The sequence below is a fragment of the Variovorax sp. Root434 genome (assembly GCF_001426595.1).
Taxonomy (GTDB): Bacteria; Pseudomonadota; Gammaproteobacteria; order Burkholderiales; family Burkholderiaceae_C; genus Variovorax.
This window is the reverse complement of record NZ_LMEK01000006.1, coordinates 335,547-359,951: the sequence shown is the minus strand read 5'-3', so window position 1 is coordinate 359,951 and position 24,405 is coordinate 335,547. Positions and strand designations below refer to the sequence as shown.

General features: G+C 66.8%; 28 protein-coding genes and 1 tRNA gene. 16 read left to right on the top strand and 13 right to left on the bottom strand.

Annotation, left to right across the window (positions count from 1 at the left end; genetic code table 11):
* Positions 1–22: 22 nt before the first annotated feature.
* From ASD05_RS30905 to ASD05_RS30350, 11 genes are read left to right on the top strand one after another with little or no spacing between them, the layout of a single operon-like run.
* Positions 23–145, top strand: coding sequence for a hypothetical protein (locus tag ASD05_RS30905; RefSeq protein WP_268810525.1), 123 nt, complete (start codon positions 23–25; stop codon positions 143–145).
* Complete coding sequence (locus tag ASD05_RS30025; protein ID WP_157610032.1) at positions 142–312, top strand: hypothetical protein; 171 nt, start codon at positions 142–144, stop codon at positions 310–312. Before ASD05_RS30905 ends, ASD05_RS30025 begins: the two co-directional genes overlap by 4 nt.
* Complete coding sequence (locus ASD05_RS08395; RefSeq protein ID WP_056590261.1) at positions 309–650, top strand: hypothetical protein; 342 nt, start codon at positions 309–311, stop codon at positions 648–650. Before ASD05_RS30025 ends, ASD05_RS08395 begins: the two co-directional genes overlap by 4 nt.
* Positions 651–674: 24 nt before the next feature.
* Positions 675–872, top strand: a complete 198-nt coding sequence (locus tag ASD05_RS08390; RefSeq protein WP_056590258.1) for a hypothetical protein — start codon at positions 675–677, stop codon at positions 870–872.
* Entirely contained in the window at positions 869–1,531 is a 663-nt protein-coding gene (locus ASD05_RS08385; RefSeq protein ID WP_056590255.1) for an HD domain-containing protein, read from the top strand. Before ASD05_RS08390 ends, ASD05_RS08385 begins: the two co-directional genes overlap by 4 nt.
* Complete coding sequence (locus ASD05_RS08380) at positions 1,528–2,445, top strand: DNA cytosine methyltransferase (protein ID WP_056590252.1); 918 nt, start codon at positions 1,528–1,530, stop codon at positions 2,443–2,445. The genes ASD05_RS08385 and ASD05_RS08380 overlap by 4 nt, the downstream gene beginning before the upstream one ends.
* The gene (locus ASD05_RS08375) at positions 2,442–2,924 is read left to right on the top strand and encodes a hypothetical protein (protein WP_056590249.1); all 483 of its coding nucleotides are present in this window, start codon (positions 2,442–2,444) and stop codon (positions 2,922–2,924) included. The genes ASD05_RS08380 and ASD05_RS08375 overlap by 4 nt, the downstream gene beginning before the upstream one ends.
* Positions 2,911–3,159 (top strand): hypothetical protein, encoded by a 249-nt coding sequence (locus ASD05_RS08370; RefSeq protein WP_056590246.1) that lies wholly within the window; start codon positions 2,911–2,913, stop codon positions 3,157–3,159. The genes ASD05_RS08375 and ASD05_RS08370 overlap by 14 nt, the downstream gene beginning before the upstream one ends.
* Complete coding sequence (locus ASD05_RS08365) at positions 3,149–3,799, top strand: hypothetical protein (RefSeq protein WP_056590243.1); 651 nt, start codon at positions 3,149–3,151, stop codon at positions 3,797–3,799. Before ASD05_RS08370 ends, ASD05_RS08365 begins: the two co-directional genes overlap by 11 nt.
* Positions 3,796–4,308, top strand: coding sequence for a hypothetical protein (locus tag ASD05_RS30355; RefSeq protein ID WP_056590240.1), 513 nt, complete (start codon positions 3,796–3,798; stop codon positions 4,306–4,308). Before ASD05_RS08365 ends, ASD05_RS30355 begins: the two co-directional genes overlap by 4 nt.
* Positions 4,305–4,541 (top strand): helix-turn-helix domain-containing protein, encoded by a 237-nt coding sequence (locus tag ASD05_RS30350; RefSeq protein ID WP_056590238.1) that lies wholly within the window; start codon positions 4,305–4,307, stop codon positions 4,539–4,541. The genes ASD05_RS30355 and ASD05_RS30350 overlap by 4 nt, the downstream gene beginning before the upstream one ends.
* Here the strand turns inward: ASD05_RS30350 and ASD05_RS08350 are convergent.
* From ASD05_RS08350 to ASD05_RS08330, 5 genes are all read right to left on the bottom strand, one after another.
* Complete coding sequence (locus ASD05_RS08350) at positions 4,506–5,630, bottom strand: site-specific integrase (RefSeq protein WP_056590234.1); 1,125 nt, start codon at positions 5,628–5,630, stop codon at positions 4,506–4,508. The genes ASD05_RS30350 and ASD05_RS08350 overlap by 36 nt on opposite strands.
* 170 nt (positions 5,631–5,800) lie before the next feature.
* Positions 5,801–5,876, bottom strand: a tRNA-Val gene (locus tag ASD05_RS08345).
* A gap of 29 nt (positions 5,877–5,905) precedes the next feature.
* Positions 5,906–6,178 (bottom strand): HU family DNA-binding protein, encoded by a 273-nt coding sequence (locus ASD05_RS08340; RefSeq protein WP_007830705.1) that lies wholly within the window; start codon positions 6,176–6,178, stop codon positions 5,906–5,908.
* A 219-nt stretch (positions 6,179–6,397) separates the two neighbouring features.
* The gene (locus ASD05_RS08335; protein WP_056590230.1) at positions 6,398–7,483 is read right to left on the bottom strand and encodes a tartrate dehydrogenase; all 1,086 of its coding nucleotides are present in this window, start codon (positions 7,481–7,483) and stop codon (positions 6,398–6,400) included.
* The gene (locus tag ASD05_RS08330; RefSeq protein WP_056590227.1) at positions 7,480–8,400 is read right to left on the bottom strand and encodes an alpha/beta fold hydrolase; all 921 of its coding nucleotides are present in this window, start codon (positions 8,398–8,400) and stop codon (positions 7,480–7,482) included. Before ASD05_RS08330 ends, ASD05_RS08335 begins: the two co-directional genes overlap by 4 nt.
* 71 nt (positions 8,401–8,471) lie before the next feature.
* Between ASD05_RS08330 and ASD05_RS08325 the strand changes: the two genes are divergently transcribed.
* The gene (locus ASD05_RS08325; protein ID WP_082572004.1) at positions 8,472–9,431 is read left to right on the top strand and encodes a LysR family transcriptional regulator; all 960 of its coding nucleotides are present in this window, start codon (positions 8,472–8,474) and stop codon (positions 9,429–9,431) included.
* Positions 9,432–9,449: 18 nt separating this feature from the next.
* On the opposite strand, the gene ASD05_RS08320 is transcribed toward ASD05_RS08325, so the two are convergent.
* From ASD05_RS08320 to uvrC, 3 genes are read right to left on the bottom strand one after another with little or no spacing between them, the layout of a single operon-like run.
* Positions 9,450–10,337, bottom strand: coding sequence for a DMT family transporter (locus ASD05_RS08320; protein WP_056590221.1), 888 nt, complete (start codon positions 10,335–10,337; stop codon positions 9,450–9,452).
* On the bottom strand, positions 10,334–10,900 hold the full coding sequence (gene pgsA, locus ASD05_RS08315; RefSeq protein WP_007830693.1) for a CDP-diacylglycerol--glycerol-3-phosphate 3-phosphatidyltransferase: 567 nt from the start codon (positions 10,898–10,900) through the stop codon (positions 10,334–10,336). Before pgsA ends, ASD05_RS08320 begins: the two co-directional genes overlap by 4 nt.
* A 47-nt stretch (positions 10,901–10,947) precedes the next feature.
* Positions 10,948–12,912, bottom strand: a complete 1,965-nt coding sequence (gene uvrC, locus ASD05_RS08310) for an excinuclease ABC subunit UvrC (protein WP_056590218.1) — start codon at positions 12,910–12,912, stop codon at positions 10,948–10,950.
* Positions 12,913–13,053: 141 nt separating this feature from the next.
* Between uvrC and ggt the strand changes: the two genes are divergently transcribed.
* Entirely contained in the window at positions 13,054–15,111 is a 2,058-nt protein-coding gene (gene ggt, locus ASD05_RS08305; RefSeq protein WP_056590215.1) for a gamma-glutamyltransferase, read from the top strand.
* Positions 15,112–15,162: 51 nt separating this feature from the next.
* Here the strand turns inward: ggt and ASD05_RS08300 are convergent, their stop codons facing one another.
* A complete protein-coding gene (locus tag ASD05_RS08300; protein WP_056590212.1) occupies positions 15,163–16,587 on the bottom strand; it encodes a M20/M25/M40 family metallo-hydrolase in 1,425 nt (474 codons plus the stop codon).
* A gap of 75 nt (positions 16,588–16,662) precedes the next feature.
* Here ASD05_RS08300 and earP point away from each other — a divergent pair, with 75 nt between their 5' ends.
* The 3 genes from earP to ASD05_RS08285 all read left to right on the top strand — a co-directional run bounded on the left by earP (position 16,663) and on the right by ASD05_RS08285 (position 19,442).
* On the top strand, positions 16,663–17,751 hold the full coding sequence (earP, locus tag ASD05_RS08295; RefSeq protein ID WP_056590209.1) for an elongation factor P maturation arginine rhamnosyltransferase EarP: 1,089 nt from the start codon (positions 16,663–16,665) through the stop codon (positions 17,749–17,751).
* 153 nt (positions 17,752–17,904) lie between these two features.
* Positions 17,905–18,459 carry an elongation factor P gene (gene efp / locus ASD05_RS08290; protein ID WP_007830687.1) on the top strand — a complete coding sequence of 185 codons (555 nt, stop codon included), beginning with the start codon at positions 17,905–17,907 and terminating at the stop codon, positions 18,457–18,459.
* Positions 18,460–18,578: 119 nt separating this feature from the next.
* Positions 18,579–19,442 carry a TIGR00730 family Rossman fold protein gene (locus tag ASD05_RS08285; RefSeq protein WP_007830686.1) on the top strand — a complete coding sequence of 288 codons (864 nt, stop codon included), beginning with the start codon at positions 18,579–18,581 and terminating at the stop codon, positions 19,440–19,442.
* On the opposite strand, the gene ASD05_RS08280 is transcribed toward ASD05_RS08285, so the two are convergent.
* From ASD05_RS08280 to ASD05_RS08265, 4 genes are read right to left on the bottom strand one after another with little or no spacing between them, the layout of a single operon-like run.
* Positions 19,439–20,602, bottom strand: a complete 1,164-nt coding sequence (locus ASD05_RS08280; RefSeq protein WP_007830685.1) for an MFS transporter — start codon at positions 20,600–20,602, stop codon at positions 19,439–19,441. The genes ASD05_RS08285 and ASD05_RS08280 overlap by 4 nt on opposite strands.
* Complete coding sequence (locus tag ASD05_RS08275; RefSeq protein ID WP_056590206.1) at positions 20,599–21,966, bottom strand: DNA recombination protein RmuC; 1,368 nt, start codon at positions 21,964–21,966, stop codon at positions 20,599–20,601. The genes ASD05_RS08280 and ASD05_RS08275 overlap by 4 nt, the downstream gene beginning before the upstream one ends.
* Positions 21,967–21,986: 20 nt before the next feature.
* The gene (locus tag ASD05_RS08270) at positions 21,987–22,973 is read right to left on the bottom strand and encodes a 2-hydroxyacid dehydrogenase (protein ID WP_056590204.1); all 987 of its coding nucleotides are present in this window, start codon (positions 22,971–22,973) and stop codon (positions 21,987–21,989) included.
* Positions 22,974–22,984: 11 nt separating this feature from the next.
* Positions 22,985–24,397, bottom strand: coding sequence for a sodium:proton antiporter (locus ASD05_RS08265; RefSeq protein WP_056590201.1), 1,413 nt, complete (start codon positions 24,395–24,397; stop codon positions 22,985–22,987).
* Positions 24,398–24,405 lie beyond the last annotated feature (8 nt).

The window sequence follows — 24,405 nt, the reverse complement described above, 5'->3', positions numbered from 1 at the left end:
CCACCAAACCGGCAATGGCCTCATGAGGACATCGCCTGTTGCGCCCTCCCCGCGCGCCCTCGCGACCGCTGCCGCGGTGGCGGTCTTCATCGTCCTGCCCATCGTGCTCGCCGCGATGGTTGTCTATGGCTGGAGCACTCCATGATCGTGATTACCTCCCCACGCCCGCGCCGGCCCAAGCAGCCACTGCGCACCGGTCCGGTCGGCGGCCTCTCTGACCACCGCTTCCACTACACGCCGAGCTTCGCGACGGACATCCGCAAGACGCTCAAGCGCGCTGCCGCCGAGATGAAGCGAGGTGCCCAAGCGTGACGACAACGACCACCGGCCTTTTCTTCGTGGGAAAGGACTACCCCTCGCGCCCCGCCGTCACCGAGCACCGCAACGATGCCGGCGACTTCGTGCTGAAGATGCGCGTTGTCGACAACCAAGGTCCTCGCGCTGTCGAGGGCTACGTCGTGCGCTGGATCGGCCCCGAGGCCGCCGCATGGCGCGCAAGGCATCCCGCACTCAAGGCCGGCGACGCGCTGCGCCTGGAACTCATCAATCCCCGGTCGATGCCCGGCGTCCACACGCCGGAAATCCACGCCGCCATCCGCGCATGCGAGCTGATGCCGGCACGCGCGCCCGCCGCACCTCAAGCCGCGTAGCAGCGGCATCACGAGCACAACGACATGCCTTTCCCCATCACCCCACTCGCCACCATCGAACGCGAGGCCAAGGCCGCCGCCGAAGAGGGCAAGACGCCCAACGACGCATGCCGGTATCCCTTTGCCGATCCAGCCGGCGAAGCGTTCATGCGCTTCTACAACGAGCACCGCGAAGCTCTTCGCGCCAACGCAGCACACAGCATTGCGGAGGTGTCGCAATGACGTGGATGCTCACCGCCAGCGGCGCCGAGTACCACCTCGCCGGCCCGGCCGCACTCGCCGCGTGTGGCCGCCCGGTGAACATCGAGGACGTTGCTCATCATCTGGCCATCGTGGCCCAGTTCAACGGCGCCACCTCGCGCCCCTACAGCGTGGCCGAGCACAGCCTTCTGTGCGCGGACATCGCCCGCCGTTCTGGCGCCTCGGTGTTCGTGGAAATTGCAGCGCTGATGCACGACGCGCACGAGGCCTACACGAACGACCTCATCAGCCCCGCCAAGCAGGCGGTGAACGGCTTCAGCATGGGAACCGCAGGCATTGAGGCCTGGACGATGTTCGAAGCCGATCACGCCAAGACCGTGCGCGAACATTTCAAGCTGCTTTCCGTCTTCGCCGGCAACAAACAGCTCTTGCGCTCCATCGACTCGCAGGCCCTCGCCACTGCGCGGCGCGACCTCACCCCGCACGATCCCTCGCGGCATCTTCCGTGGCCCATCCTCGGCGACGGCACGGTGCAGCCCGTGGCGCCCGCCGAATGGGTGCGCCTCGACTCGCCCGAGCGCGAGGTCAAGACGTGGAAGGACTGGCGCGCGGAATTCCACGACCGGTATCTGTCGTTGCAGGTTCGCCGGACGCTCGCTGGACTGGGGGCCAAGAAGTGAAAACCGTTGACCTCTTTGCAGGTGCCGGCGGCTTCACCACTGGCGCCGAGCTGGCAGGCTGCACCGTCGTGTGGGCCGCGAACCACTGGCCCGCCGCCGTGAAGATCCACGCCGCGAACCATCCCCACACCGTGCACGCATGCCAAGACTTGCAACAGACCGACTGGCGCACCGTGCCCGCTCACGATCTGCTTCTGGCCTCCCCCGCCTGCCAAGGTCACAGCCCGGCACGAGGCAAGGAAAAGCCGCACCACGACGCGCTGCGCAGCACCGCGTTTGCCGTTATCTCGGCCGTCGAGCATCACCGGCCTCCGGTGTTCATCGTTGAGAACGTGCCCGAGTTCGAAGACTGGGTGCTCTATCGTGCGTGGTGCCTCGCTGCAGAAGCCCTCGGGTACTCGCTGGCACCGATGGTGATCGATGCGGCCAATCACGGCGTCCCGCAGCACCGCTGCCGCCTCTTCATCGTCGGCACGCGCAGCAAGCACCCCATCACGTTGAAGCTGCCCCAACGCGAGCACACGCCCGCGAGCGCCATCGTGAATTTCGACGCCGGCAAGTGGTCGCCTATCCGCACCGCGAAGCGCAGCCCGGCAACATTGCGGCGCATCCACCAAGGCCGCAAAGACCTCGGCTGCGGTCGCTTCCTGATCCCGTACTACAGCAGCGGCTCGGGCCTTACCGGTCGAAGCCTCGGCCGCCCCATCGGCACCATCACCACAGTTGACCGCTGGGGCGTGGTACGCGGCAACCGCATGCGGATGCTGCGTGCCGACGAAGCGCGCGCCGCGATGGGCTTCCCCGCGGACTACCAGCTCCCACCGCAGCACAAGGCCGCTATGCACATGCTCGGCAATGCCGTGTGCCCACCGGTCGCGCGCGATGTGATCACCGGAATCATGGAGGCCGCATGAAGCGCCGCCCGCACATCCCCCGCGTGGACCCCGCCATCTGGGCGCTGCTCGTGCAAGCTCGGCAGGACACGCCCGCCGAAACCGTCACGGAAACGATGACGAAGCTGCACGATGCCTTCTGCCAGCTCCGCGCCGGCACGATGGATGACGACATGTTCGACCGCCTCGCGGCTTGCATCAATGTCGGCCTCGTGCGCGCCGAGCAGATCGACCCCGTTTGCGTCGCACCGCTGGCCGCCGCGCGCGACGCAATGATCCGCTGCGACGGCATTCGCGGCCGGCATGGTCACTACGGCTTCGACGGACTCGGCCTGCAAGCCATTGCCGCCGGACTGGAGGTCTACGAAGAAATCTTGCGCCACAGCACGCCGCAGCAGATGGCCGAGGCCGCAGGAATTTCCCATCACCTCATCCGATGCCAGGCCGCAAGCCAGGCGCGCGCAGTCGCACAAGGGGAGGCATCGCATGGCACCGCCTGAAGCCATCTGCACCAGCCCGCTTCGCGTGCACGACGTGCCCGGCACGCCGCACCCGCTCGCCGGCCCGATCTACACGGCGCCGCCCCTCCCCACCGCGTGCAACGGATGCGCCCGCCGCGGCGACGCAATGGGCGCCGTCGCGCGCGGAGCCGTCGAGTGCAGCCACATCGCATGCCCTCACCGCAAGCACATCACCGCGCAACCGAGCGCACAAGGAGTTCGCTTTGACGAATAACATCACCCCCGAAGCACAGCTGGGCGACGCAGCAATCTCGGCCATCGTGAAGGCCGCATTTGACTGGGCCAGCGAACGCACGGTCAACGACTGGGACGAAGCCACATTGGCAAAGGCCATCGCAAGCCACGCCGGTGACTGGCCGGGCTGCGGGGAATGCGATCACGATTGCGACGAACCGTGCATGCCGCACACGGTCGCCGACATACACCGTGCCATCGACTCCCGAATCGCACAGCTCGTTCACGACGGCAAGCTGCACGCCTACATCGGATACGCGCCGCCGGCAGGCTGGAAGCCAGTCGCTCCACCTCGCACGCGTCGCCGTCCCGTTAACGTCAATGACGAACTGACGACGAGTTTCTGCGACACGCTCGATGGCACAAGGTGGCGCCGCTTGATGGCCTTCCGCGACGTGAGCGCCGAATGCAATCGACAGGATGAGCAGTGGGGCGGCGCGGACCACGATGACGGGCACGGCGCCGCCGCATGGGCGCACTACCTCGAAAAGCAACTATGCCAGCTCAGCGCTCAAGCCTGCCGGCCCCGCGACCGCCTAGTGAAGATCGCCGCCCTTGCAATCGCAGCCATCGGAAACGCCGATCGTATCGAGGCTCGCTCGAAAGGCGGCGCAGCATGAGCCGCAGCGGATACAGCGACGACTACGACGAGGACGGCACTGGCGGCCTCTGGCGCGGCGCCGTAAGGCGTGCCATCCAAGGCAAACGCGGCCAGGCTGCGCTGCACGAGCTGGCGAAGGCGCTGGATGCTATGCCGGCCAAAACGCTGGCCGCGGAATCATTGATGACGGAAGAAGGCGAGTTCTGCACGCTCGGCGTGCTGGGCCAAGCTCGCGGCCTCGGCATGGAGCCTATCGACCCCGAGGACTGGGATGCAGTCGCCAAGGCCTTCAACCTCGCTCCGGCCATGGTGCGCGAAATCGTCTACGAGAACGACGAGCACATCGAATCGCACAAATGGGTCGACGTGGAATTCTGCGGCCCGGTGCGCCCCTACTACCCCGAGTACGGGCGTCACCGCAGGGACGTGCGCGTAGAAACGTCTGCCGACGAAATCGCTCGCCAGCGCTGGGCCCATATGCGCGAATGGGTCGCGAAGCACACGATCATCCCGAAAGGCCGACCATGACCCTTACCGTGGACGTGCCAGGCGCGGCCGAACTGTTGAAGATTCACCCGGAGACGGTGAAGAAGATGATCCACAAGGGCGAGCTGCCCGCCGCCCAGGTCGGCCGTGCATACGTGATGATGACGAAGGACGTGCTCGACTTCATCGAGAACGCGGTCATTCGAGACACCGCAGCGCGGATGCGTAGGCCCTCAAAGTCACCAAAGCCGCGCCGCCAGGTCGCTGCCTCGTAGGTTCGCATACCGCATCATCATGCGGTGCGACTTGTGGCCGGTGATCTTCATGATCTGAGTTTCGGAGAGAGTCGTCTTTTCGAAAAGACGACTCGTTGCCTCGTGCCGGAGGTCGTGAAACTTCAGGCCCGGACACTTCGCCGCCTCGAAAATCCCGATGAACAGCTTCGACAAATAATCCGAAGTTCTGTCGAGTTTTGTCGAACTGGTGTCTCCATCCCACCACGGAAACATGACATCGCGCCCCTTTGCACCGGCCGCAACTCGAATCTCTGAGTAGGCTGTCAGCGCCTGCACGGCCACGCTGGAGAGCGGCACCTGTCGCTTGTCGCCGTTCTTCGTCTTGTCGAGGAAGGCCGTGCGCTTGCCGAGGTCGATCTGATCGAGCGTCAGTGTGAACATCTCGCGCAGCCGCATTGCCGACTCTACGGCCAGGACGAAAAGGCACCAGAGGCCCTTCGGATCGTCCAACGTCAAAGGCCGCTGCTTCCGGGGAAGGATGCCGCCGACGATCACCGCGGAAACCCGCTCGAATTCACCAGGCTCCAGACGCCTATCGCGCTCGACATCAACCCGGGCGCCGCCGGCGAGCGCCGCATCGGTCTTGGTGTACTGGGCGTAGCCATCGGGCAGCGTGCGCAGCGGGTGGTCGGGCATCACCAAGTGACCCTTGCGCATGCCCCAGTCAGTACAGCGTGCCAATGCCCCCACCTTCGCGCGGATGGTGGCCGGAGCAAGCTTATCGAGGCGCTTCATCTCCGAGATCCAGTCATCGACCCAGCCGGCCGTGATGGCAGTCAGCCGGGCCGCCCCCTTGGTCTTGATGATCGTTCCAAGCGCGGCCCGATCCTTTGACTTCGGGTGCGCATCACGCTCGTACTCTCGCACGAGGTCGGCGATGGTGACGATGCGCGAAGGTACTTGCAGCTCTGTGGGCACTATGCCCTTATCGAGCAGCTTCTCGACCCGAGCGACGAACGCATCGCCCTCAGTCTCATCGGCAAAGGTGAGATAGATCGGCTTGTCGAGCAAGCCAGCGCGCTTGATGACGTATTCCCAGCCATTCGGCCGCTGCCGCTTCCCCGCCATGTTGCTCCCCGCGTGTCCGTGAAGCTACGCACTTTACGCGATTCGCACGGGTGGTAGATCGCTGTTTTTGGTTGGCAAAGGCTGTTCTAGGCTGTCACTCCGGGCGGCAAAGTGGGCAAAGAAAAAGGGCCTAGATCGCTCTAAGCCCTTGATTTTAATAGTATTTCGGGTGGTGGGTGCTGAGGGGCTCGAACCCCCGACCTACGCCTTGTAAGGGCGCCGCTCTACCAACTGAGCTAAGCACCCCACCGGGAATACTTTCCGAGTCTAACGTCTTAGTTCAGCGCGTCTTTCAGCGCCTTGCCCGGACGGAACTTCGGGATCTTGGCTGCCTTGATTTTAATCGCGTCGCCGGTGCGGGGATTTCGGCCGGTGCGGGCCGCGCGCTTGCCTACTGCAAAAGTGCCGAAACCGACGAGCGAAACGGAGCCGCCTTTCTTGAGCGTGGTGCGAATGGCGCCAATAGTGGATTCGAGTGCACGCGTCGCTGCGGCTTTGGAAATATCGGCGTTCTTTGCGATGTGCTCAATCAGTTCGGTCTTGTTCACAAGGGCCCCTTGTAGGAAAAAGTTGGTCGGCTTCCGTCAGCTGCGACCTGGCCGCAAACGATGCGACCCCAGAGCCTGGCAAGACTGACGCCTCGGCAGCGCGCTGCCAGCGAGGATTACAACCACTGGTCTGCAGGGTGTCAATAAGACGCGAGGCCATGCCGATCAGCGGAGCGCGCGATTTTAGAGGCCTTTCGTGAAGCCCTTTTTCAGGGCGGCTCAAAGGGCGGCGGCGATCGCCTTGCCCACGTCGCTGGTGCTGCCCGTTCCGCCGATGTCGGGGGTGCGCGGCGCTCCGCTTTGGGGCGCGAGCACCTTTTCGATGGTCGAAAGAATGGCGTCGTGCGCCTGCTTGTGGCCCAGGAACTCCAGCATCATCGCGCCGCACCAGATCTGCCCGATCGGGTTGGCGATGCCCTTGCCGGCGATGTCGGGCGCCGAGCCATGCACCGGCTCGAACAGCGACGGCGCGGTGCGATCGGGATTCAGGTTGGCGCTCGGCGCGATGCCGATGGTGCCGGTGCAGGCCGGCCCCAGGTCCGACAGGATGTCGCCGAACAGGTTGCTCGCCACCACCACGTCGAAGAAGTCGGGCCGCTGCACGAAGTGCGCCGTGAGGATGTCGATGTGGAACTTGTCGAGCTTGATGCCCGGGTAGTTCTTGCCCATCTCCGCCACGCGCTCGTCCCAGTACGGCATGGTGATCGAGATGCCGTTCGACTTGGTAGCGCTGGTCAGGTGCTTCTTCGGCCGCGACTGCGCGAGCTCGAAGGCGAACTTCAGCACCCGGTCGACGCCGATGCGCGACATCACGGTTTCCTGCACCACGATCTCGCGCGGCGTGCCCTGGTACATGCGTCCGCCGATGCTCGAGTATTCGCCCTCGGTGTTCTCGCGCACGATGTACATGTCGATCTCGCCGGGCTCGCGCGGCGTGCCGTCGCGCCGCACCACGGGCGCGATGATGCCGGGCATCAGGCGCGCGGGACGCAGGTTGATGTACTGGTCGAACTCGCGGCGGAACATCAGCAGCGAGCCCCACAGCGAGATGTGGTCGGCGATCTTCTCGGGCCATCCGACCGCGCCGAAGAAGATGGCGTCGTGCCCGCCGATCTGGTCCTTCCAGTTGTCGGGCAGCATCTGGCCATGCTTCTCGTAGTAGTCCCAGCTCGAGAAGTCGAAGTGGTCGAACTTCAGGTCGATGCCGAATTTGCGCGCCGCAGCATCGAGCACGCGCAGGCCCTCGGGCATGGTTTCCTTGCCGATGCCGTCACCGGCGATGACTGCGATTCTGTGGGTGCTCATGGTGTGGCTCCTGCTCGTTCTAGATGGGTGAAAGGCGAAAAGAATGCCTGCGCCTCGGCGAGCAACTCGCCCGGCGCTTCTTCGGGAACGTAATGACCGCACGGCAACGCGCGGCCCGACACTTCTGCCGCGCGTTCGCGCCACAGCGCGAGCACGTCGAAGGCCTTGCCGACCGCACCGTGCTCGCCCCACAGCACGCGCAGCGGCTGTGCCAGGCGCTGGCCGGCGGCGATGTCGGCGTGGTCGTGCACGAGATCGATGGTGGCGGAGGCGCGATAGTCCTCGCAGATGGATTCGGCCGTGCCCGCGATGCCGGCGCAGCGCTCGTATTCGGCCAGCACCTCGGGCGCGAAGGGCGCGAGGCCGGCATGCCGCCCGCCCATCACGCTGCGCACGTAGCGCACGGGGTCGGACGCGATCAGCGCCTCGGGCAATGGCGGCGGCTGGATCAGGAAGAACCAGTGCCAGTAGGCCTTGGCGAAGGCTTCGGAGGTGTGCTCGTACATCGCGAGCGTGGGTGCGATGTCCAGCAGCAGCATCCGCTCGACTGCGGCGGGATGGTCCGCGGCGAGCCGGTGCGCCACGCGCGCGCCGCGGTCATGAGCCAGCACGCCGAAACGTTCGAAACCGTGGTGCCGCATGGCGGCGAGCGCGTCGAGCGCCATCTCGCGCTTGCTGTAGACGATGTGCTCGGCATCGGCCGCCGGCCGGCCAGAATCTCCATACCCGCGCAGGTCGACGGCGACCACGGTGAACCGCTCGGCCAGCGCCGGAGCCACGCGATGCCAGACCGCATGCGTCTGCGGATGGCCGTGCAGCAACAGCAAGGGAGCGCCGCGCCCGCCGATACGGCCGTGGATGCGCACGCCATTGCGCTCGATGTCGAAAGTGGGAAAGGAGAGGAAGGAAGCCGTCACGCAAACGATTGTGCGTTGCGCCCGGACGATCATCAAGCAACAATCAGCCAATTCATACTTTCCGATATGGCATGAATCCTCTCTCGATGGATCGTGGCGACCTGGCACTGGTGCTGGCCATTCGCGACCAGGGCAGCCTGGCGGGCGCAGCGGCCACGCTCGACGTCGTGCCCTCGGTCATCACCAAGCGGCTGGGTGCGCTGGAGGCGCGCCTGGGCCAGCGCCTTTTCGAGCGCACCACCCGGCGGCTCAGCGTCACGGCCGAGGGCGAGGCGGTCTGCCTGCATGCGCGAGCGCTGCTCGACGGCTTCGCCGCGCTCGAAAGCGAACTCGGAGAACGCCAGAACGAACTGACCGGCACCGTCCGCCTGGCCGCGACCTTCGGCTTCGGCCGCCGCTGGCTGGGGCCGGCGCTGGCCGCCTTCCAGGAGCGGCACCCTGCACTGCAGATCGAACTGCTGCTGACCGAGCAACTGCCCGACCTCGGCGCCGAGGGCTACGACGGCGCGGTCTGGCTCTGGGCGGTGCAGCAGCGCCGTGCGGCCGACTGGATCTCGCGGCGCATCGCGCGCAACCAGCGCGTGCTGGCCGCCTCGCCCGCCTACCTGAAGCGCCGCGGCACGCCGGGCACCGTCGAGGCGCTGGCCTCGCACGACTGCCTGGTCGCGCGCGAGAACGGCGATGCCAGCCAGCGCCAGTACGCACTCTGGACCCTGCGCCATGTGCGCGACGGCAGCACGGCGCGCGTGCGTGTGCAGGGGCCGCTGGCCAGCAACTCGGGCGAGATGGTGCGCGACTGGTGCGTGGCCGGGCATGGCGTCATGCTGCGCAGCCTGTGGGACATCGCACCCCAACTCGCGAGCGGCGAACTGGTGCGCGTGCTGCCGCAATACGCGATGACGGAAGCAGACATCCACTGGATCGCGCCCTGGCGGCCGAAGACGCCGCGGCGGGTACGCCTGCTGGTCGATCACCTGGTGGAACAGTTTCGCGGCGAGCCCTGGAAGCCGGGCAAGGCCGATACGCGCTGAAGAGAAAAGCGCCGACGTTCAGCGGCCGTTGCGCACCACGAGGCTCACGCCCACCGCGGTGAGCGCAATGCCCAGCACCGTCACCAGCGTGATCGGCTCGGAGAACAACAGCCACGCCATCACGGCCGTGCAGGGCGGCACCAGGTACAGCAGGCTCGTGACGGCCGTGGCCGTGCCGCGCTGGATCAGCATGTAGAGCAGCGAACTGCCGCCCAGCGACAGCGCCAGCACCGACCAAGCCATCGCGCCGCCGGAGTGCAGGTTCCACTGGATGCTCTCCGACTCCAGCGCCGCAAAGGGCAATGTGACGAGCAGCGCGGCCGCCATCTGCACCGCGCTTGCACTGCGCACGTCGCAGGGCGCGACAAAGCGCTTCTGGTACAGCGTGCCCGCCGTGATCGATACCAGCGCCATCAGCGTGAGCGCCATCGTCAGCACGCTCACCTCGCCGCCCTGCCCGAGCTTGCGCAGCACCACGAGCACCAGGCCCGCGAAACCAAGCCCCAGCCCGACCCACTGCCGCTGCGAGATGCGGCCGCCGTGGAAAGACAGCCAGACCGCCGTCAGCACCGGCTGGATGCCGACCAGCAGCGCCACCAGCCCCGCGCCCATGCCTTCCCGCACCGCGGCCCACACACCGCCCAGGTAGCCGGCCTGCATCAGGATGCCCGTGACCGCCAGGTGCCCCCACTGCGCGCGCTGCTTTGGCCACGCGACCCGCGCGAGCGCGACCCACAGGCCGAAGCAGGCCAGCGACAACGCATAGCGCACGGCCAGGAACTTGAGGGGTGGCGCATACGGCATGCCGTAGCGCGCGACGATGAAGCCGGTGCTCCAGATCAACACGAAGACCGCCGGCATCGCCCGCAGCCAGCCCGCGCTGCGGACCGTGGCCGCCGCGGTCATTTGGTGCGGGCCCGGATTTCCGGAATGGCTTTCTGCAGGTAGTACACCATCGACCAGATCGTGAGCACGGCCGAGATCCAGATCAGCCACTGGCCCCAGACGCCGGTGTCGATCACCCGGAACAGGTGCCCGTCAAAAAGCAGGAATGGAATGGCGATCATCTGCACGGTCGTCTTGACCTTGCCGATCATGTGGACCGCCACGCTCTTGCTCGCGCCGATCTGCGCCATCCATTCGCGCAGCGCCGAGATGGCGATCTCGCGGCCGATGATGATCAGCGCCACGAACACGTCGGCCCGGTTCAGATGCACCAGCACCAGCAGCGAGGCGCAGACCAGGAACTTGTCGGCCACAGGATCGAGGAAGGCGCCGAAGGCCGAGGTCTGGTTGAGCCGGCGCGCCAGGAAGCCGTCGAGCCAGTCGGTGGCGGCGAAGACGATGAACATCACCGTGGCGATCAGGTTGCGCATCGGCTCGCTGATCGGAAGGTAGAACACGCCGACGATCAGGGGGATCGCGACGATGCGCGTCCAGGTCATGATGGTCGGCAGGGTCCAGAACATCGCTTGATTGTGTCATGGCGGCATTAACCCCCAGCGGGGTCACGCCCTCAATGCAAGGCCTTGTAGATTTCCTCCGCCAGGTCGGAGGCGATCCCCTCGACCGACGCGATGTCTTCCACGCTCGCCGCCGCCACGCCCCGGATGCCGCCGAAGCGCTGCAGCAGCCGCGCGCGCCGCTTCGGGCCGATGCCCGGAATATCTTCGAGCTGGCTGCCGCCGACCCGCACCTTGGCGCGCTTGGCCCGCATACCGGTGATGGCGAAGCGATGCGCCTCGTCGCGGATCTGGGCCACCAGCATCAACGCGGCCGAGTCCTTGCCCAGGTAGACCTTCTCGCGGCCGTCGGCGAACACGAGTTCCTCGAGCCCGACCTTGCGGCCCTCGCCCTTCTCGACCCCGACGATCAGCGACAGCGGCAGGCCCAGTTCGCTGAACACCTCGCGCGCCATCGACACCTGCCCCTTGCCGCCGTCGACCAGCACCAGGTCGGGCATGCGCGCGGCCTTGATCTTCACCGGCGCCTCGCTGCCGTCGCTCTCGGCGTCGCCCGGAGGCAGGGCGTCGGTCTCGGCCGCCATCGCCTCGGCCAGCTTGCCGTAGCGGCGGTGCAGCACCTGGCGCATGGCCGCGTAGTCGTCGCCGGGCGTGATGCCCTCGATGTTGTAGCGGCGGTACTCCTTGTTCTGCATGGCGTGGTGCTCGAACACCACGCATGAAGCCTGCGTCGCTTCACCCGCGGTGTGCGAGATGTCGAAGCATTCGACGCGGAAATTGTCGAGGTCGTCCGATGCCAGCTCCAGCGCATCGGCCAGCGCGCGCGTGCGCGCCTGCTGCGAGCCCTCCTCGGCGAGCAGCCGGGCCAGCTGCAACTTGGCGTTGGTCTCGGCCATTTCGAGCCAGTGCCGGCGCTGCTCGCGCGGCTGGAACACCGCCGTCACGCGCGTGCCGGCCTGCAGCGAAATCGCCTCGATCAGCTCGCGGCCCACCTGCTCGCTCAGCACCAGCGTGGCCGGCACCGGCACGTCGATGTAGTGCTGGGCAATGAAGGCCTCGAGCACCTGCACCTCGATCGGGTCGGCCGCGGCGGGCGGACCACCCTCTTCCTCATCGTCGAGTTCGCCGTGATGGATCTGCGCCGCGTCTTCCACGTGCACGGGAAAGTACGGCCGGTCGCCCAGGTGCCGGCCGCCGCGCACCATCGCCAGGTTCACGCAGGCCTTGCCGCCCTGCACCTTCACGGCCAGGATGTCCACGTCCTTGTCGGACGCGATCTCGATCGACTGCTGGTGCAACACGCGTGAGATGGCGGACATCTGGTTGCGCAGCTCGGCCGCCTGCTCGAACTCGAGCTTCTCGGCGTGCGCCGTCATGCGCTGTTCGAGCTTGGAGAGGACGAGCTGCGTATCGCCCATCAGGAAGGCCTCGGCGCTGGCCACGTCCTGCGCATAGGCATCGGGCGCGACGTAGCCGACGCACGGCCCGCTGCAGCGCTTGATCTGGTACAGCAGGCAAGGCCGCGTGCGGTTGGCGTACACCGTGTCTTCACAGGTGCGCAGGCGGAACACTTTCTGCAGCAGCTGGATCGATTCCTTCACCGCCCAGGCGCTCGGGTACGGCCCGAAGTAGCGGTGCTTCTTGTCGACCGCGCCGCGGTAGTACGCCAGCCGGGGGAACTGGTGCGACGCGATCTTGAGATAGGGGTAGCTCTTGTCGTCGCGAAACAGGATGTTGTAGCGCGGCTTGAGCGTCTTGATCAGGTTGTTCTCGAGCAGCAGCGCCTCGGCCTCGGAGCGCACCACCGTGGTCTCCATGCGCACGATCTTCGAGATCATGTGGCCGATGCGGGTGCCGCCGTGGTTCTTCTGGAAGTAGTTGGCGACCCGCTTCTTGAGGTTGCGCGCCTTGCCCACATAGAGCACCGCGCCGGCCGCGTCGAAGTAGCGGTAGACGCCCGGCAGCTGCGGCAGGGCCGCGACTTCGCTGAGCAATTGATCGGAATGCACGTCTGACATGGCAGCTATTGTGGCGCGCGGCACGCGGCCCGGCGCCCGCCTGCGCGCAAACCCCGGCGCGGCTGGAATGAAACCTGCTGAAGATGGCCACGGGCGCGAGGAGCGCCCGGGTTTTTCAACATATCTATTCGGGAAATCTGCATGAACAAGAACAACCGGCGCGCCTGGTGGGCACTCTCGCCCATCGCGCTCTCGCTGAGCCTCGCGGGCTGCGGCGGCGCCTCCCGCAATGACGCGCAAGACACGGCAACGACTCTTGCAACCATCGCCGCGATCAACGCGGCCAACCAGCCGGCCCAGCAGCCCGCCCCGCCCGCACCCGACAACGGCTGCCTCACCTCGACCGGCAACTCCTCCGTGGTGGTCGGCTCGGGGGATGCCGGCGATCCGGCCGCGCCCGAGGCGGCCTCGGGCTACGCGCCGGGGCACAAGCTGGTCTACGCGAAGAATTACATGGTCGTCGCCAACCACCCGCTGGCCACGCGCGCCGGCTGCGACGTGCTGAAGGCCGGCGGTAGCGCGGTCGATGCGGCGGTGGCCGTGCAGGCCGTGCTGGGGCTGGTCGAGCCGCAATCGAGCGGCCTGGGCGGCGGCGCCTTCATGCTCTATTACGACGCCGCGACGAAGAAGGTGCAGGCCTACGACGGCCGTGAGACCGCGCCCGCCGCGGCCACCGAGAACTACCTGCGCTACGTGGACGACGCCACCGACACCAGCCTGCCCAAGCCCGGCGGCGCGCGCGCCAGCGGTCGCTCGATCGGCACGCCCGGCGCGGTGCGCATGCTCGACATCGCCTACCAGGACCACGGCAAGCTGCCCTGGAAAGACCTCTTCGGCTACGGCATCACGCTGGCCTCCGACGGCTTCCTGATCGGCGGGCGCATGACCGCCGCCATCTCGTCGTCGGCCGCCAGCCTCAAGCGCGACGCCGAGGCCACGGCCTACTTCTTCAACGCCGACGGCACGCCGAAAGCGCTGGGCACCCGCCTGCAGAACCCGGCCTACGCCAAGACGCTGACCACCATCGCGACGCAAGGCGCCAACGCCTTCTACACGGGCGACATCGCCCAGGGTATCGTCGACAAGATCGGCGTCACGGCCGCCGCGAACGACGGCTCGGCCATCACCCCCGGCAAGACCACGCTGGCCGACCTGGCCAACTACAAGGCCAAGCGGCGCGACCCGGTCTGCGGCACCTATCGCGACTACTACGTGTGCAGCATGTCGCCGCCGTCCTCGGGCGGCATCGCGGTGGTGGCGAGCCTGGGCATCCTCGAGACCTTCAACCTGGGCCTGTACAAGCCGACCGCCATCGGCATCGAGGGAGGCAAGCCGACCGTGATGGGCGTGCACCTGGTGAGCGAGGCCGAGCGCCTGGCTTATGCAGACCGCGACAAGTACGTGGCCGACACCGACTTCGTCCCGCTGCCGGGCGGCTCGGTCGACACCTTGATCAACAAGCCCTATCTGCAGAGCCGCGCCAGCCTCATCAGCCTGGCGAAGAGCATGGGCGTTGCCCAGGCGGGCAACCTGGGCGCGGTGCCGCTGGGCATCGACAAGACCGAGGAGCATGGCACCACGCACTTCACCATCGTCGACAAGCAGGGCAACGTGGTGGTGATGACCACCACAGTGGAAAGCACGCTCGGCTCGTTCCACATGACGCAGGGCTTCATGCTGAACAACCAGCTGACCGACTTCTCGGCCAACCCGAACGACACGGTCGATCCGAGCATCAAGGTGGCCAACCGCGTCGCACCGGGCAAGCGCCCGCGCAGCACGATGGCGCCGACGCTGGTATTCAGGAAGCAGGCCGATGGCAACATGGGCGAATTCGTCATGGGCACCGGTTCGCCGGGCGGCGGCACCATCATCCAGTACGTCGTGAAGACGCTGGTCGGTGCGCTCGACTGGGGGCTCGACGCCCAGCAGGCCACGTCACTGGTCGACTTCGGCGCCTCCAACAGCGTGACCACCAATGTCGGCGGCGAGCATCCGAACATCGACGCGACGAACTCGGGCCTCAACGACCCGCTGGTCGCCGGGCTGATCGGACTGGGTCACAAGGTGTCGGTCTCGGCGCAGTCCAGCGGCGTGAGCACCATCATCCGCACCAGCGTCGGCGGCAAGACCGTGCTGACAGGCGGCGCCGACCCGCGGCGCGAAGGCATCGTGCTGGGCGATACCTTCACGCCCTGAGGGCGTTGGCCTGAACGAAGTAGTGCTCGCAGGCGTCGCTCATCGGCGCGCCTACTTCGCCAGCTCCGACACCAGCCGGTACAGGAACTCGCGGCCGTCATAAAGCCGCTGGATCTCGATGCGCTCGTCGAGCCCGTGCGCGCGCGCATCGGACGGCTCCAGGAACATGCCGGTCACGCCGTACATCGGGATGCCCGCGTTGCGCATGAAGCGGCTGTCGGTGGCGCCGGTGCTCATCGCAGGCACCACCGGCACGCCGGGCCACATCTGCTGTGTGAGCGACTCCACGGTCTTCACGAGGTCGCCGTTCAGCGGCGACGCCGGGCTGCGCAGCGGCTTGCCCATGTTGCGCACCACGATCTTGTCGTTGCCGACCGCCTGGGTCAGCAGGCGCTCCACTTCCTCGGGATCGTCGTGCGGCAGGATGCGGCAGTTGACCGTGGCCTTGGCCGATTGCGGCAGCGCGTTCTCGGCATGGCCGGCCTGCACCATCGTCGCGACACAAGTTGTGCGGAACTGCGCGCTGTAGGCCGGGTTGGCCGACATGCGATCGATGACCGCTGCGTCGGGGTTGCCCGCGCCCACCGCGCGCATGTCGTCGGCCAGCTGGCCGGTGGCGAACGGTGCGCTGCGCGCGAAGTAGGTCTTCGTGACGTCCGCGAGCTTCACCGGGAAGCTGAAGTTGCCCAGCCGCTCAAGCCCAGCGGACAGCGCATAGATAGGGTTGGTCTTGGTCGGCACCGAACTGTGGCCGCCCACGTCGCGCACCTCCAACATGTAGGTGGTGTACATCTTCTCGGCCACCTGCATGCGGTGCAGGTTGGGCTTGCCGCCGCGCAGCTCGCCGCCGCCGCCTTCGTTGATGCCGAACTCCGCCTGCAGCAGCTCGGGCTTGTTGTTGATGAGCCAGAAGGCGCCGTTGCTGAGCGCATCGCCGCGCTCTTCGTCGGCCGTCAGCGCCAGGATGATGTCGCGCTTGGGCTTGAAGCCCTCCTGCTTCAGCTGCCCCATCACCGAGACCAGCGCCGAGGCCATCGCCTTGTCGTCGATGGCACCGCGCGCGGTGAAGTAGCCGCCGGTCTCCTGCAGCTTGAAGGGGTCGGTCTTCCAGTCTTCGCGCCGGGCCTCGACCACGTCGATGTGGGCCAGCAGCAGCAGCGGCTTCTTGCTGCCGTCGCCCTTGAAACGCAGCACCAGGTTGCCCTTCTTCGGGAAGGGTTCGAAGATCTGGATGTCGCCGGGCGCGAAGCCGGATTCGATCAAGCGCTTTTCCATGGCGCGCGCGGCCACTGTGTTGTCGCCCACCGAATGGCTGGTGTTGATCTCGATCAACTCCTTGTAGATGTCGTGAAAGCGCTGCTGCTGCGGCGTGAGGGCCGGCGGGGTCTGCGTCTGCGCCATGGCAGCGGTCATGCCGCACAGGGCCAGCGAGACGGCGAGCACGGTTCTCGCGGCACGGAAGGTCTTCATCCTCATGGGTTCTCTCTCCGGTGGTGGTTGTGCCGGACAGCATAGCAAGCACCGCCCGCGAACACGGGCACACTCGCGCCCATGCAATCGAGGCAATGGGACATCTTCTGCAAGGTCATCGACAACCACGGCGACCTCGGCGTCTGCTGGCGGCTGGCCCGCCAGCTGGCTGCGCTCGGCGAACGCGTGCGGCTGTGGATCGACGATGCGGCGGCGCTGCGCTGGATGGCGCCCGAGGCTCGCACTGGTCGCGACGGCGTGGAGGTGATCGACTGGCTCGACGCCTCTGCGCTTCAGGCTACCGTAGCGGGGCCTGCGCCCGACGTGCTGATAGAAGCCTTCGGCTGCGAGCCGGCGCCGGAGTCGATTGCCCGCTTCGCCGAAAGGCCGGGCCTGGCGTGGATCAATCTCGAGTACCTGTCGGCCGAGCCATACGTGGAGCGGCTGCACGGGCTGCCATCGCCGGTGTTCAAAGGGCCCGGCGCCGGGTTGACCAAGCGCTTTTTCTATCCAGGCTTCACACCCGCCACGGGCGGGCTGCTGCGCGAGCCCGACTTGATGGAACGCCGGGCACGCTTCGACCGGGTGCAGTGGCTGGCCGAGCGGCAGATCCCGTGGCGAGCCGACGAACGCCTGCTCTCCCTCTTCTGCTACGAGCCGCCTGCGCTGGCCGCTCTGCTCGCCCGGCTGGCGGAAGGCCCCGAACCCACGCGCCTGCTGGTGACGGCGGGCCGCGCCGCCCAGGCAGTCCAGGCTTGTTTTGGGGGCGCCCCATTGCCCCACGGGCGCGGCGCGCTATCAATTTCATACCTCCCCTATCTCACGCAGCCCGATTTCGATCACCTGCTCTGGGCCTGCGAGCTGAATTTCGTGCGCGGCGAGGATTCGCTGGTGCGCGCCCTCTGGGCCGGCGCGCCGCTGGTCTGGCAGATCTACCCACAGGACGACGATGCCCACCACGTCAAGCTGAACGCCTGGCTGGACTGGCTCGGCGCGCCGCCCTCGCTGCGGCTTTTCCACCACGCCTGGAACGGCTTCGTCGGCGGTGCCCTGCCGCTGCCTGAAACACAGGGGCCGTGGCTCGAAACAGCACTCGACGCCCGCACGCGGCTGCTCGCCCAGGACGATCTGGTCACGCAACTGCGGAAACTGATCGGCCAAAAAAGCTAAAATAGTGGGCTTTGCGGATTTCGGCCCGAATCTCAACGATTCGAGATGCTCTCCGCTAAACCTGCCGCGGGACCTGTACCGCGGGGCCAACAATGCCGGCAAGCGTCGCCGGCAGCCCCGTGCACCGAGCGGCCAACATCCAGAGACCCTGTTATGAAAATCGCTCAAGAAATCCGCGCCGGCAACGTCATCATGCACGGCAAGGACCCGATGGTCGTCCTCAAGACCGAATACAGCCGCGGCGGCCGCAACTCCGCCACCGTGCGCATGAAGATGAAGAGCCTGATCGCCAACTTCAACACCGAAGTGGTCTTCAAGGCCGACGACAAGATCGACCAGATCGTGCTCGAGAAGAAGGATTGCACCTACTCCTACTTCGCCGACCCGATGTACGTCTGCATGGACGCCGACTACAACCAGTACGAAGTCGAAGCCGAAAACATGGGCGACGCCCTGAACTACCTCGAAGACGGCATGGCCGTCGAAGTGGTGTTCTACGACGGCAAGGCCATCTCGGTCGAACTGCCGACCAGCGTCGAGCGCGAAATCACCTGGACCGAACCCGCCGTCAAGGGCGATACCTCGGGCAAGGTGCTCAAGCCCGCCAAGATCGCCACCGGCTTCGAAGTGCCCGTGCCCCTCTTCGTGTCGCAAGGCGACAAGATCGAAATCGACACGCGCACCGGCGAATACCGCAAGCGCGTCTGAGCCTCCTTCCCGGCTGACCGCCACCCTCGAAAAAAGCTCCGCAAGGAGCTTTTTTTGTTGATGGGCATGGCAGTTGCAACGCTGCACAATCTCCCAAGGTCCTTCCGTCTGGTTTCCTCATGAACAACACGCACAACATTCACGACAAACGCCTCGCCGATGCCTGGGCCACGCTCCAGTCCCATGCGGACAAAGGCCTGCCGCTCGACCCCGATCCCTCGCGCATCGCCTTCGCCGACCCCGAGTTCCTGCTGCGCCGCGAGACGCGCGGCATCCGCATGCAGCTGGAACTGATGAAACCCGATCTCGAGCAGCGCGCCCATGGCATCGAGAACACGGTGGTGGTGTTCGGCAGCGCACGCTTTCGCAGCGAGGAAGACGCCTCCGCCATGATCGCGCAGGCCGATGCCGCTGGCGACGCCGCGGCATCCGAGCGCTGGCGCCGGCTGGCGCGCAATTCGCATTACTACGAGAAGGCGCGCGCCTTCGGCAAGATGGTCGCGCAGTACAGCAACGACAAGGAACCGCAGGACAAGCTCTTCGTCTGCACCGGCGGCGGCCCCGGCATCATGCAGGCGGCCAACCGCGGCGCGCACGAAGGCGGCGGCCTCTCGGTCGGCCTGGCCATCGCGCTGCCGATGGAAGAAGAGGCCAACCCGTACGTCACGCCGGCGCTGAGCTTCAAGTTCCATTACTTCGCCATCCGCAAGATGCATTTCATGATGCGTGCGAAGGCGCTGGTGGCGTTCCCTGGCGGCTTCGGCACGCTCGACGAACTGTTCGAGGTGATCACGCTGGTGCAGACGAAGAAGTCGAAGCCGGTGCCGATCGTGCTGTTCGGCTCGGACTACTGGAAGCGGCTGATCGACTTCGACTTTCTGGTCGACGAAGGCGTGATCTCGCCGGGCGACGTGAAGCTCTTCGAATACGTCGACGCGCCCGAAGACGCATGGAGCGCCATCAAGCGCTTCTACAAGCTCTAGACCTTGAGGCCCCAGGTGGCGCGCGCGCCGAGCGCCACCACGCCTCCCACCACCCAGAACACGCCGCCGATGCCGATCAGCGCACCGAGCGAGCCGAACAGCATCGGCATCGCCACGCTCGACGCGTTGATGGTCATGAGCCGCAGGCCCAGCGCCTCGCCGTGGCGGGTGTGCGGCGTGATCTGGTGGAGCATGCTCATCACCATCGGCTGCACCGCGCCCAGCGCAAAGCCGAGCACCACCGAGCACACGCCCATGCTCAGGGCCGAGTCCAGCAGCGGATAGACCGCGAACACCATCGCCGTGACGGCCGTTGAACTCAGGATCACGCTGCGCTCCGAAGCGCGCGAGGCGATCACCGGAAGCACCACGCGAACGACCGCCGCCGCGATCGCGAAGGCGCCGAGGATCGAGCCGATCACCGAGGCGCTGATGCCCCGGTCGTGCCCCAGCACCGGCAGCACGAAGGCGTGCACGTCCCAGCTCGACGACTGCAGCCAGTTCACGAACAGCAGGCGGCGGAACATCGGTTCGCGCAGCAGGTCCCAGGCGCGGGTCGGCGTGGCGCCCGGCACGGGCGCGGCGGGCGGTGGCTCGTGCGCGCCGCGCGCGAGCATCCAGCAGAGGATGGGCAGCGCCGCCATCACCGCGAAGCAAATGCGGAACGCGAGCATGTCCGCGGGCGAGCGGCCCGCATGGTCGATCAGCATGCCGGCCAGGAAGGGCCCGACGAAATTGGCCACGGCCGGCGCAATGGCGAGCCAGCTGAACACGCGCTTGAGCTGCGTCGCGTCGGTGGCCGAGCGGCCGACGTGCCGCTGCAGCGCGATGACCGTCGCACCCGTGGCGCCGCCTGTCAGCAGGGCTGCAATGCACATCACCGGAAAGATCGGAAAGATCACCACGAGCCCCGCGCCGACGACTGCCGCAATGACCGACAGCCACAGCGGCCGCTTGAAACCGTATCGGTCGGCAAAGCGTCCGGCAGGCAATGCAAGGAAGACCTGCGTCAGCGCAAACAGCGAGATCAGCAGGCCGACCGCCGCGGCGCTGTAGCCCTGCTGCAGCGCCAGCAGCGGCGTGGCGAGCCGCATGCCGGCCATGGTCGCGTGCAGGCACACCTGGGCCCCGATCACGCGCAGCAGTTCGGAACCTTTCACGGGGTGTCTTCGGCCTCGCTGTCGGCGGCGGGCGGCAGCAACGCCTGCGACTGCGCCTCGGGCAGCGCCTCGACCTTGCGCAGCGCCAGGCGCATCTGCTTGGCGCGCGTGTCGGCCTTGTCGAGCGTGTCGGAAGCCTTGGCCACCTGCTCCTTGACGCGCGCGACCCATTCGCCGTAACGCTCGAACTCGGTCTTCACTGCGCCCAGCACCTTCCAGACTTCGGAGGCCTGCTGCTCCAGCGCCAGCGTGCGAAAGCCCATGTGCAGGCTGTTGAGCATCGCGAGCAAGGTGGTCGGGCCGGCCAGCGTCACGCGGTGCTGGCGCTGGATGGCATCCATCAGGCCGGGACGGCGCAGCACCTCGGCATAGAGGCTCTCGACCGGGAGGAAGAGGATGGCGAAATCGGTGGTGTGCGGCGCAGCGAGGTAGTTGTCAGCGATCGATCTGGCCTCGGTGCGGATGCGCGCTTCGAGCGCCTTGGCCGCCAGGTCGGCACCCACGGCATCGGCGCGTTCGTGCGCGTCGATGAGCCGCTCGTAGTCGTCGCGCGGGAACTTGGCGTCGATGGGCAACCACACCGGCGCACCGTCCTCGCCCCGCCCCGGAAAGCGGATCGCGAAATCGACACGCTGCCCGCTGCGCGGCTTGGTCTCGATCTGCTTGGCGTACTGGTCGGGCGTGAGCACCTGTTCGAGCAGCGCCTCGAGCTGCACTTCGCCGAACACGCCGCGCGTCTTCACGTTGGTCAGCACGCGCTGCAGGCTGCCAACGCCCACGGCCAGCATCTGCATTTCCCCGAGCCCCTTGTGCACCTGCTCGAGCCGGTCGGCCACCTGCTTGAAGCTTTCGCCGAGGCGCGCCTCGAGCGTGCTCTGCAGCTTCTCGTCGACCGTCTTGCGCATCTCGTCGAGCTTGGCGGCGTTGGTCTGCTGCAGCTGCGCGAGCTGCGCTTCCAGGGTCGCGCGCACTTCGGACAGGCGGCGCGCATTCGATTCGCTCAACCCCTGCAGCTGCGTGCTGAGCGTGTCGGCCAGCGTCTTCTGCAAGGACGCGAGCTGCAGGGAGAAGGCGTCGAGCTGCGCATTCTGCGTGCGCGTGGCTTCGGCGCCCTGCTGCACCAGCGCCTGCTGGAAAGTGGCGAAGGCCTGCGCGGTTTCCTGCCGCACGCCGCGCGAGCTTTCGCCGATGTCGTGGCGCAGTTCGCGCTCGGTGCGTTCGTTGGCCGAGCCCAGGGCGGCCAGCACGCGCAACACGTCGCTGTGGTCGGACGGGGGCTGCCGGCGGGCCAGCAGCCAGATCACCAGCACGAGTTGGATGACCGCGAGTGCGGCCAGTCCGATGAGGATCAGCGAGGTATCCAAGGTTGCGGTACTGCCTCTGCTTATTTGCCGGCTGGAGGAACGGGCGTCACGGGTGTCAGCGGCCCCTTGCCGCCGAAGTACGCGATGAGGTTGTCGGCCGCGAGATCGGCCATGGCGCGGCGCGTGGGCACGGTGGCACTGGCGATGTGCGGCGTCAGCACCACGTTGGGCACGGTCAGCAGGTCGGGGTGCACCTTGGGCTCGCCCTCGAACACGTCGAGGCCCGCGGCGGCAATGCGTTTCTCGCGCAGGGCCACGGCCAGCGCCGCGTCGTCGACGATGCCGCCGCGCGCGATGTTGACGAGCGTGGCGGTCGGCTTCATCAGCGCGATCTCGGCCGCGCCGATGGTGTGGTGCGAGGCCGGCGAATAAGGCACCACAAGCACGACGTGGTCCGCCGTCTTGAGCAACTCTTCCTTGCTCAGGTAGCTGGCCTTGCATTCCGTCTCGAGCGCGGCGTCGAGCTTCGAGCGGTTGTGATAGACCACCTTCATGCCGAAGCCGTGTGCACCGCGCTTCGCGATGCCCTGCCCGATGCGGCCCATGCCGATGATGCCGAGCGTCGAGCCGTGGATGTCCGAGCCTGCGAACATGTCGTAGCTCCACTTCTGCCACTTGCCCGCGCGCAGAAAGTGTTCGCTCTCCGTGATGCGGCGCGCCGTGGCCATCAGCAGCGCAAAGCCGAAGTCGGCCGTGGTCTCGGTCAGCACGTCGGGCGCGTTGGTGCCGAGCACGCCGTGCGCGGCCATCGCGTCGACGTCGAAGTTGTTGTAGCCCACCGCCATGTTGGCGCAGATCTTCAGGCCGGGGCAGGCGTCGAGCACCGCGGCGTCGATGCGCTCGCTGCCGGTGGTGAAGGCGCCCTGCTTGCCCTGCAGCTTCGCGATCAGCTGTTCCTTGCTCCAGCTCTCGTCGGACTGGTTCGACTCGACCTCGAAGTGCTGCGAGAGGCGTTCGATGGTCTCGGGAAAGATCGCGCGCGCGACCAGGATCTTGGGCTTGCTCATGATGTTTGCACTCAACGGAAGAAGATGAAGGTGGAAAGAACGAACAGCGGAACCAGGATGGCCACCGACCACGCCATGTAGCCGAAGAAGCTCGGCATGCGCACGCCACGGCTCTCGGCGATGGCCTTGACCATCAGGTTGGGCGCGTTGCCGATGTAGGTGTTGGCGCCCATGAACACCGCGCCAGCCGAGATGGCGGCCAGCGTGGTGGCGTAGGTGGTCATCAGCGCGGCCGGGTCGCCGCCCGCGGTGTTGAAGAACACCAGGTAGGTCGGCGCGTTGTCGAGGAAGGAGCTCAGCATGCCCGTGGCCCAGAAATACATCGCCGGGTCGGGTTGGCCGTCGGCGCGCGTCACGGCCGAGACGACGGCGCCGAACGGCCCCTGCGTGCCGGCCTTGAGCATCGCGATCACCGGGATGATGGTCAGGAAGATGCCCGCGAACAGCTTGGCCACCTCGGCCATGGGGCCCCACTCGAACTGGTTGTCGGCGTGCACCTTGGCCGGCGTGATCTTCAGCGAGAGCAGCGTGATGGCGATCAGGCCCGCGTCGCGCACCAGGCCCGGCAGGCCCACCCGGGTGCCGAAGACATCGAAGCCGACGGGCGACTTCCAGAAGCCGCTGAGCAGCACGAACGCAACCACGCCGCCCAGCAGCCAGAAGTTGACGGCACCGTCGAAGCCGATGCGCTTCGTGTCGGGCGTCGGGTCGACCGGCAGCACGCCCTCCTTGCGGTAGTAGTGGCGGTCGATGGCGTAGAACAGCGCGAGCAGCACGGCCAGGATGAAGAGCGTGTCGGGCAGGATGTTCTTCGCGGTCCAGAAGAAGTCGACGCCCTTCAGGAAGCCGAGGAACAGCGGTGGATCGCCCAGCGGCGTGAGCGAGCCACCCACGTTGGAAACGATGAAGATGAAGAACACGACCACGTGGACCCGGTGCACGCGGTTGTCGTTGGCACGAATGAGCGGCCTGATTAGCAGCATCGACGCGCCCGTGGTTCCCATGAAGCTCGCGAGCACCGCGCCGATGGCGAGCAGCCCGGTATTGAGGCCGGGCGCGCCGTGCAGGTTGCCCCGGATATGGATGCCGCCCGCCACGGTGAACAGCGCCGTGAGCAGGATGATGAAGGGGATGTACTCCTCCACCAGCGCATGCACGAGCTGGGCGCCGGCCAGCGAAACGCCGAAGGTGGCGGCAAGGGGCAGCAGGAAGGCCAGCGCCCAGGCCGCCGAAACCTTGCCGTAGTGGTGGTGCCAGAAGCCCGGCGCCAGCAGCGGGAACAGCGCGATCGACAGCAGGATGCCGGCGAACGGCACGCCCCACAGCGGCGAGAGCGCGGCGCCGTCGAAGTCGGCGGCCATCGCCAGCGCGGGAAACATCAGCGGCAGCAGCGCGGCCGCCGCAAGGCGAAGGGGTTTTTTCATGGGGCCGT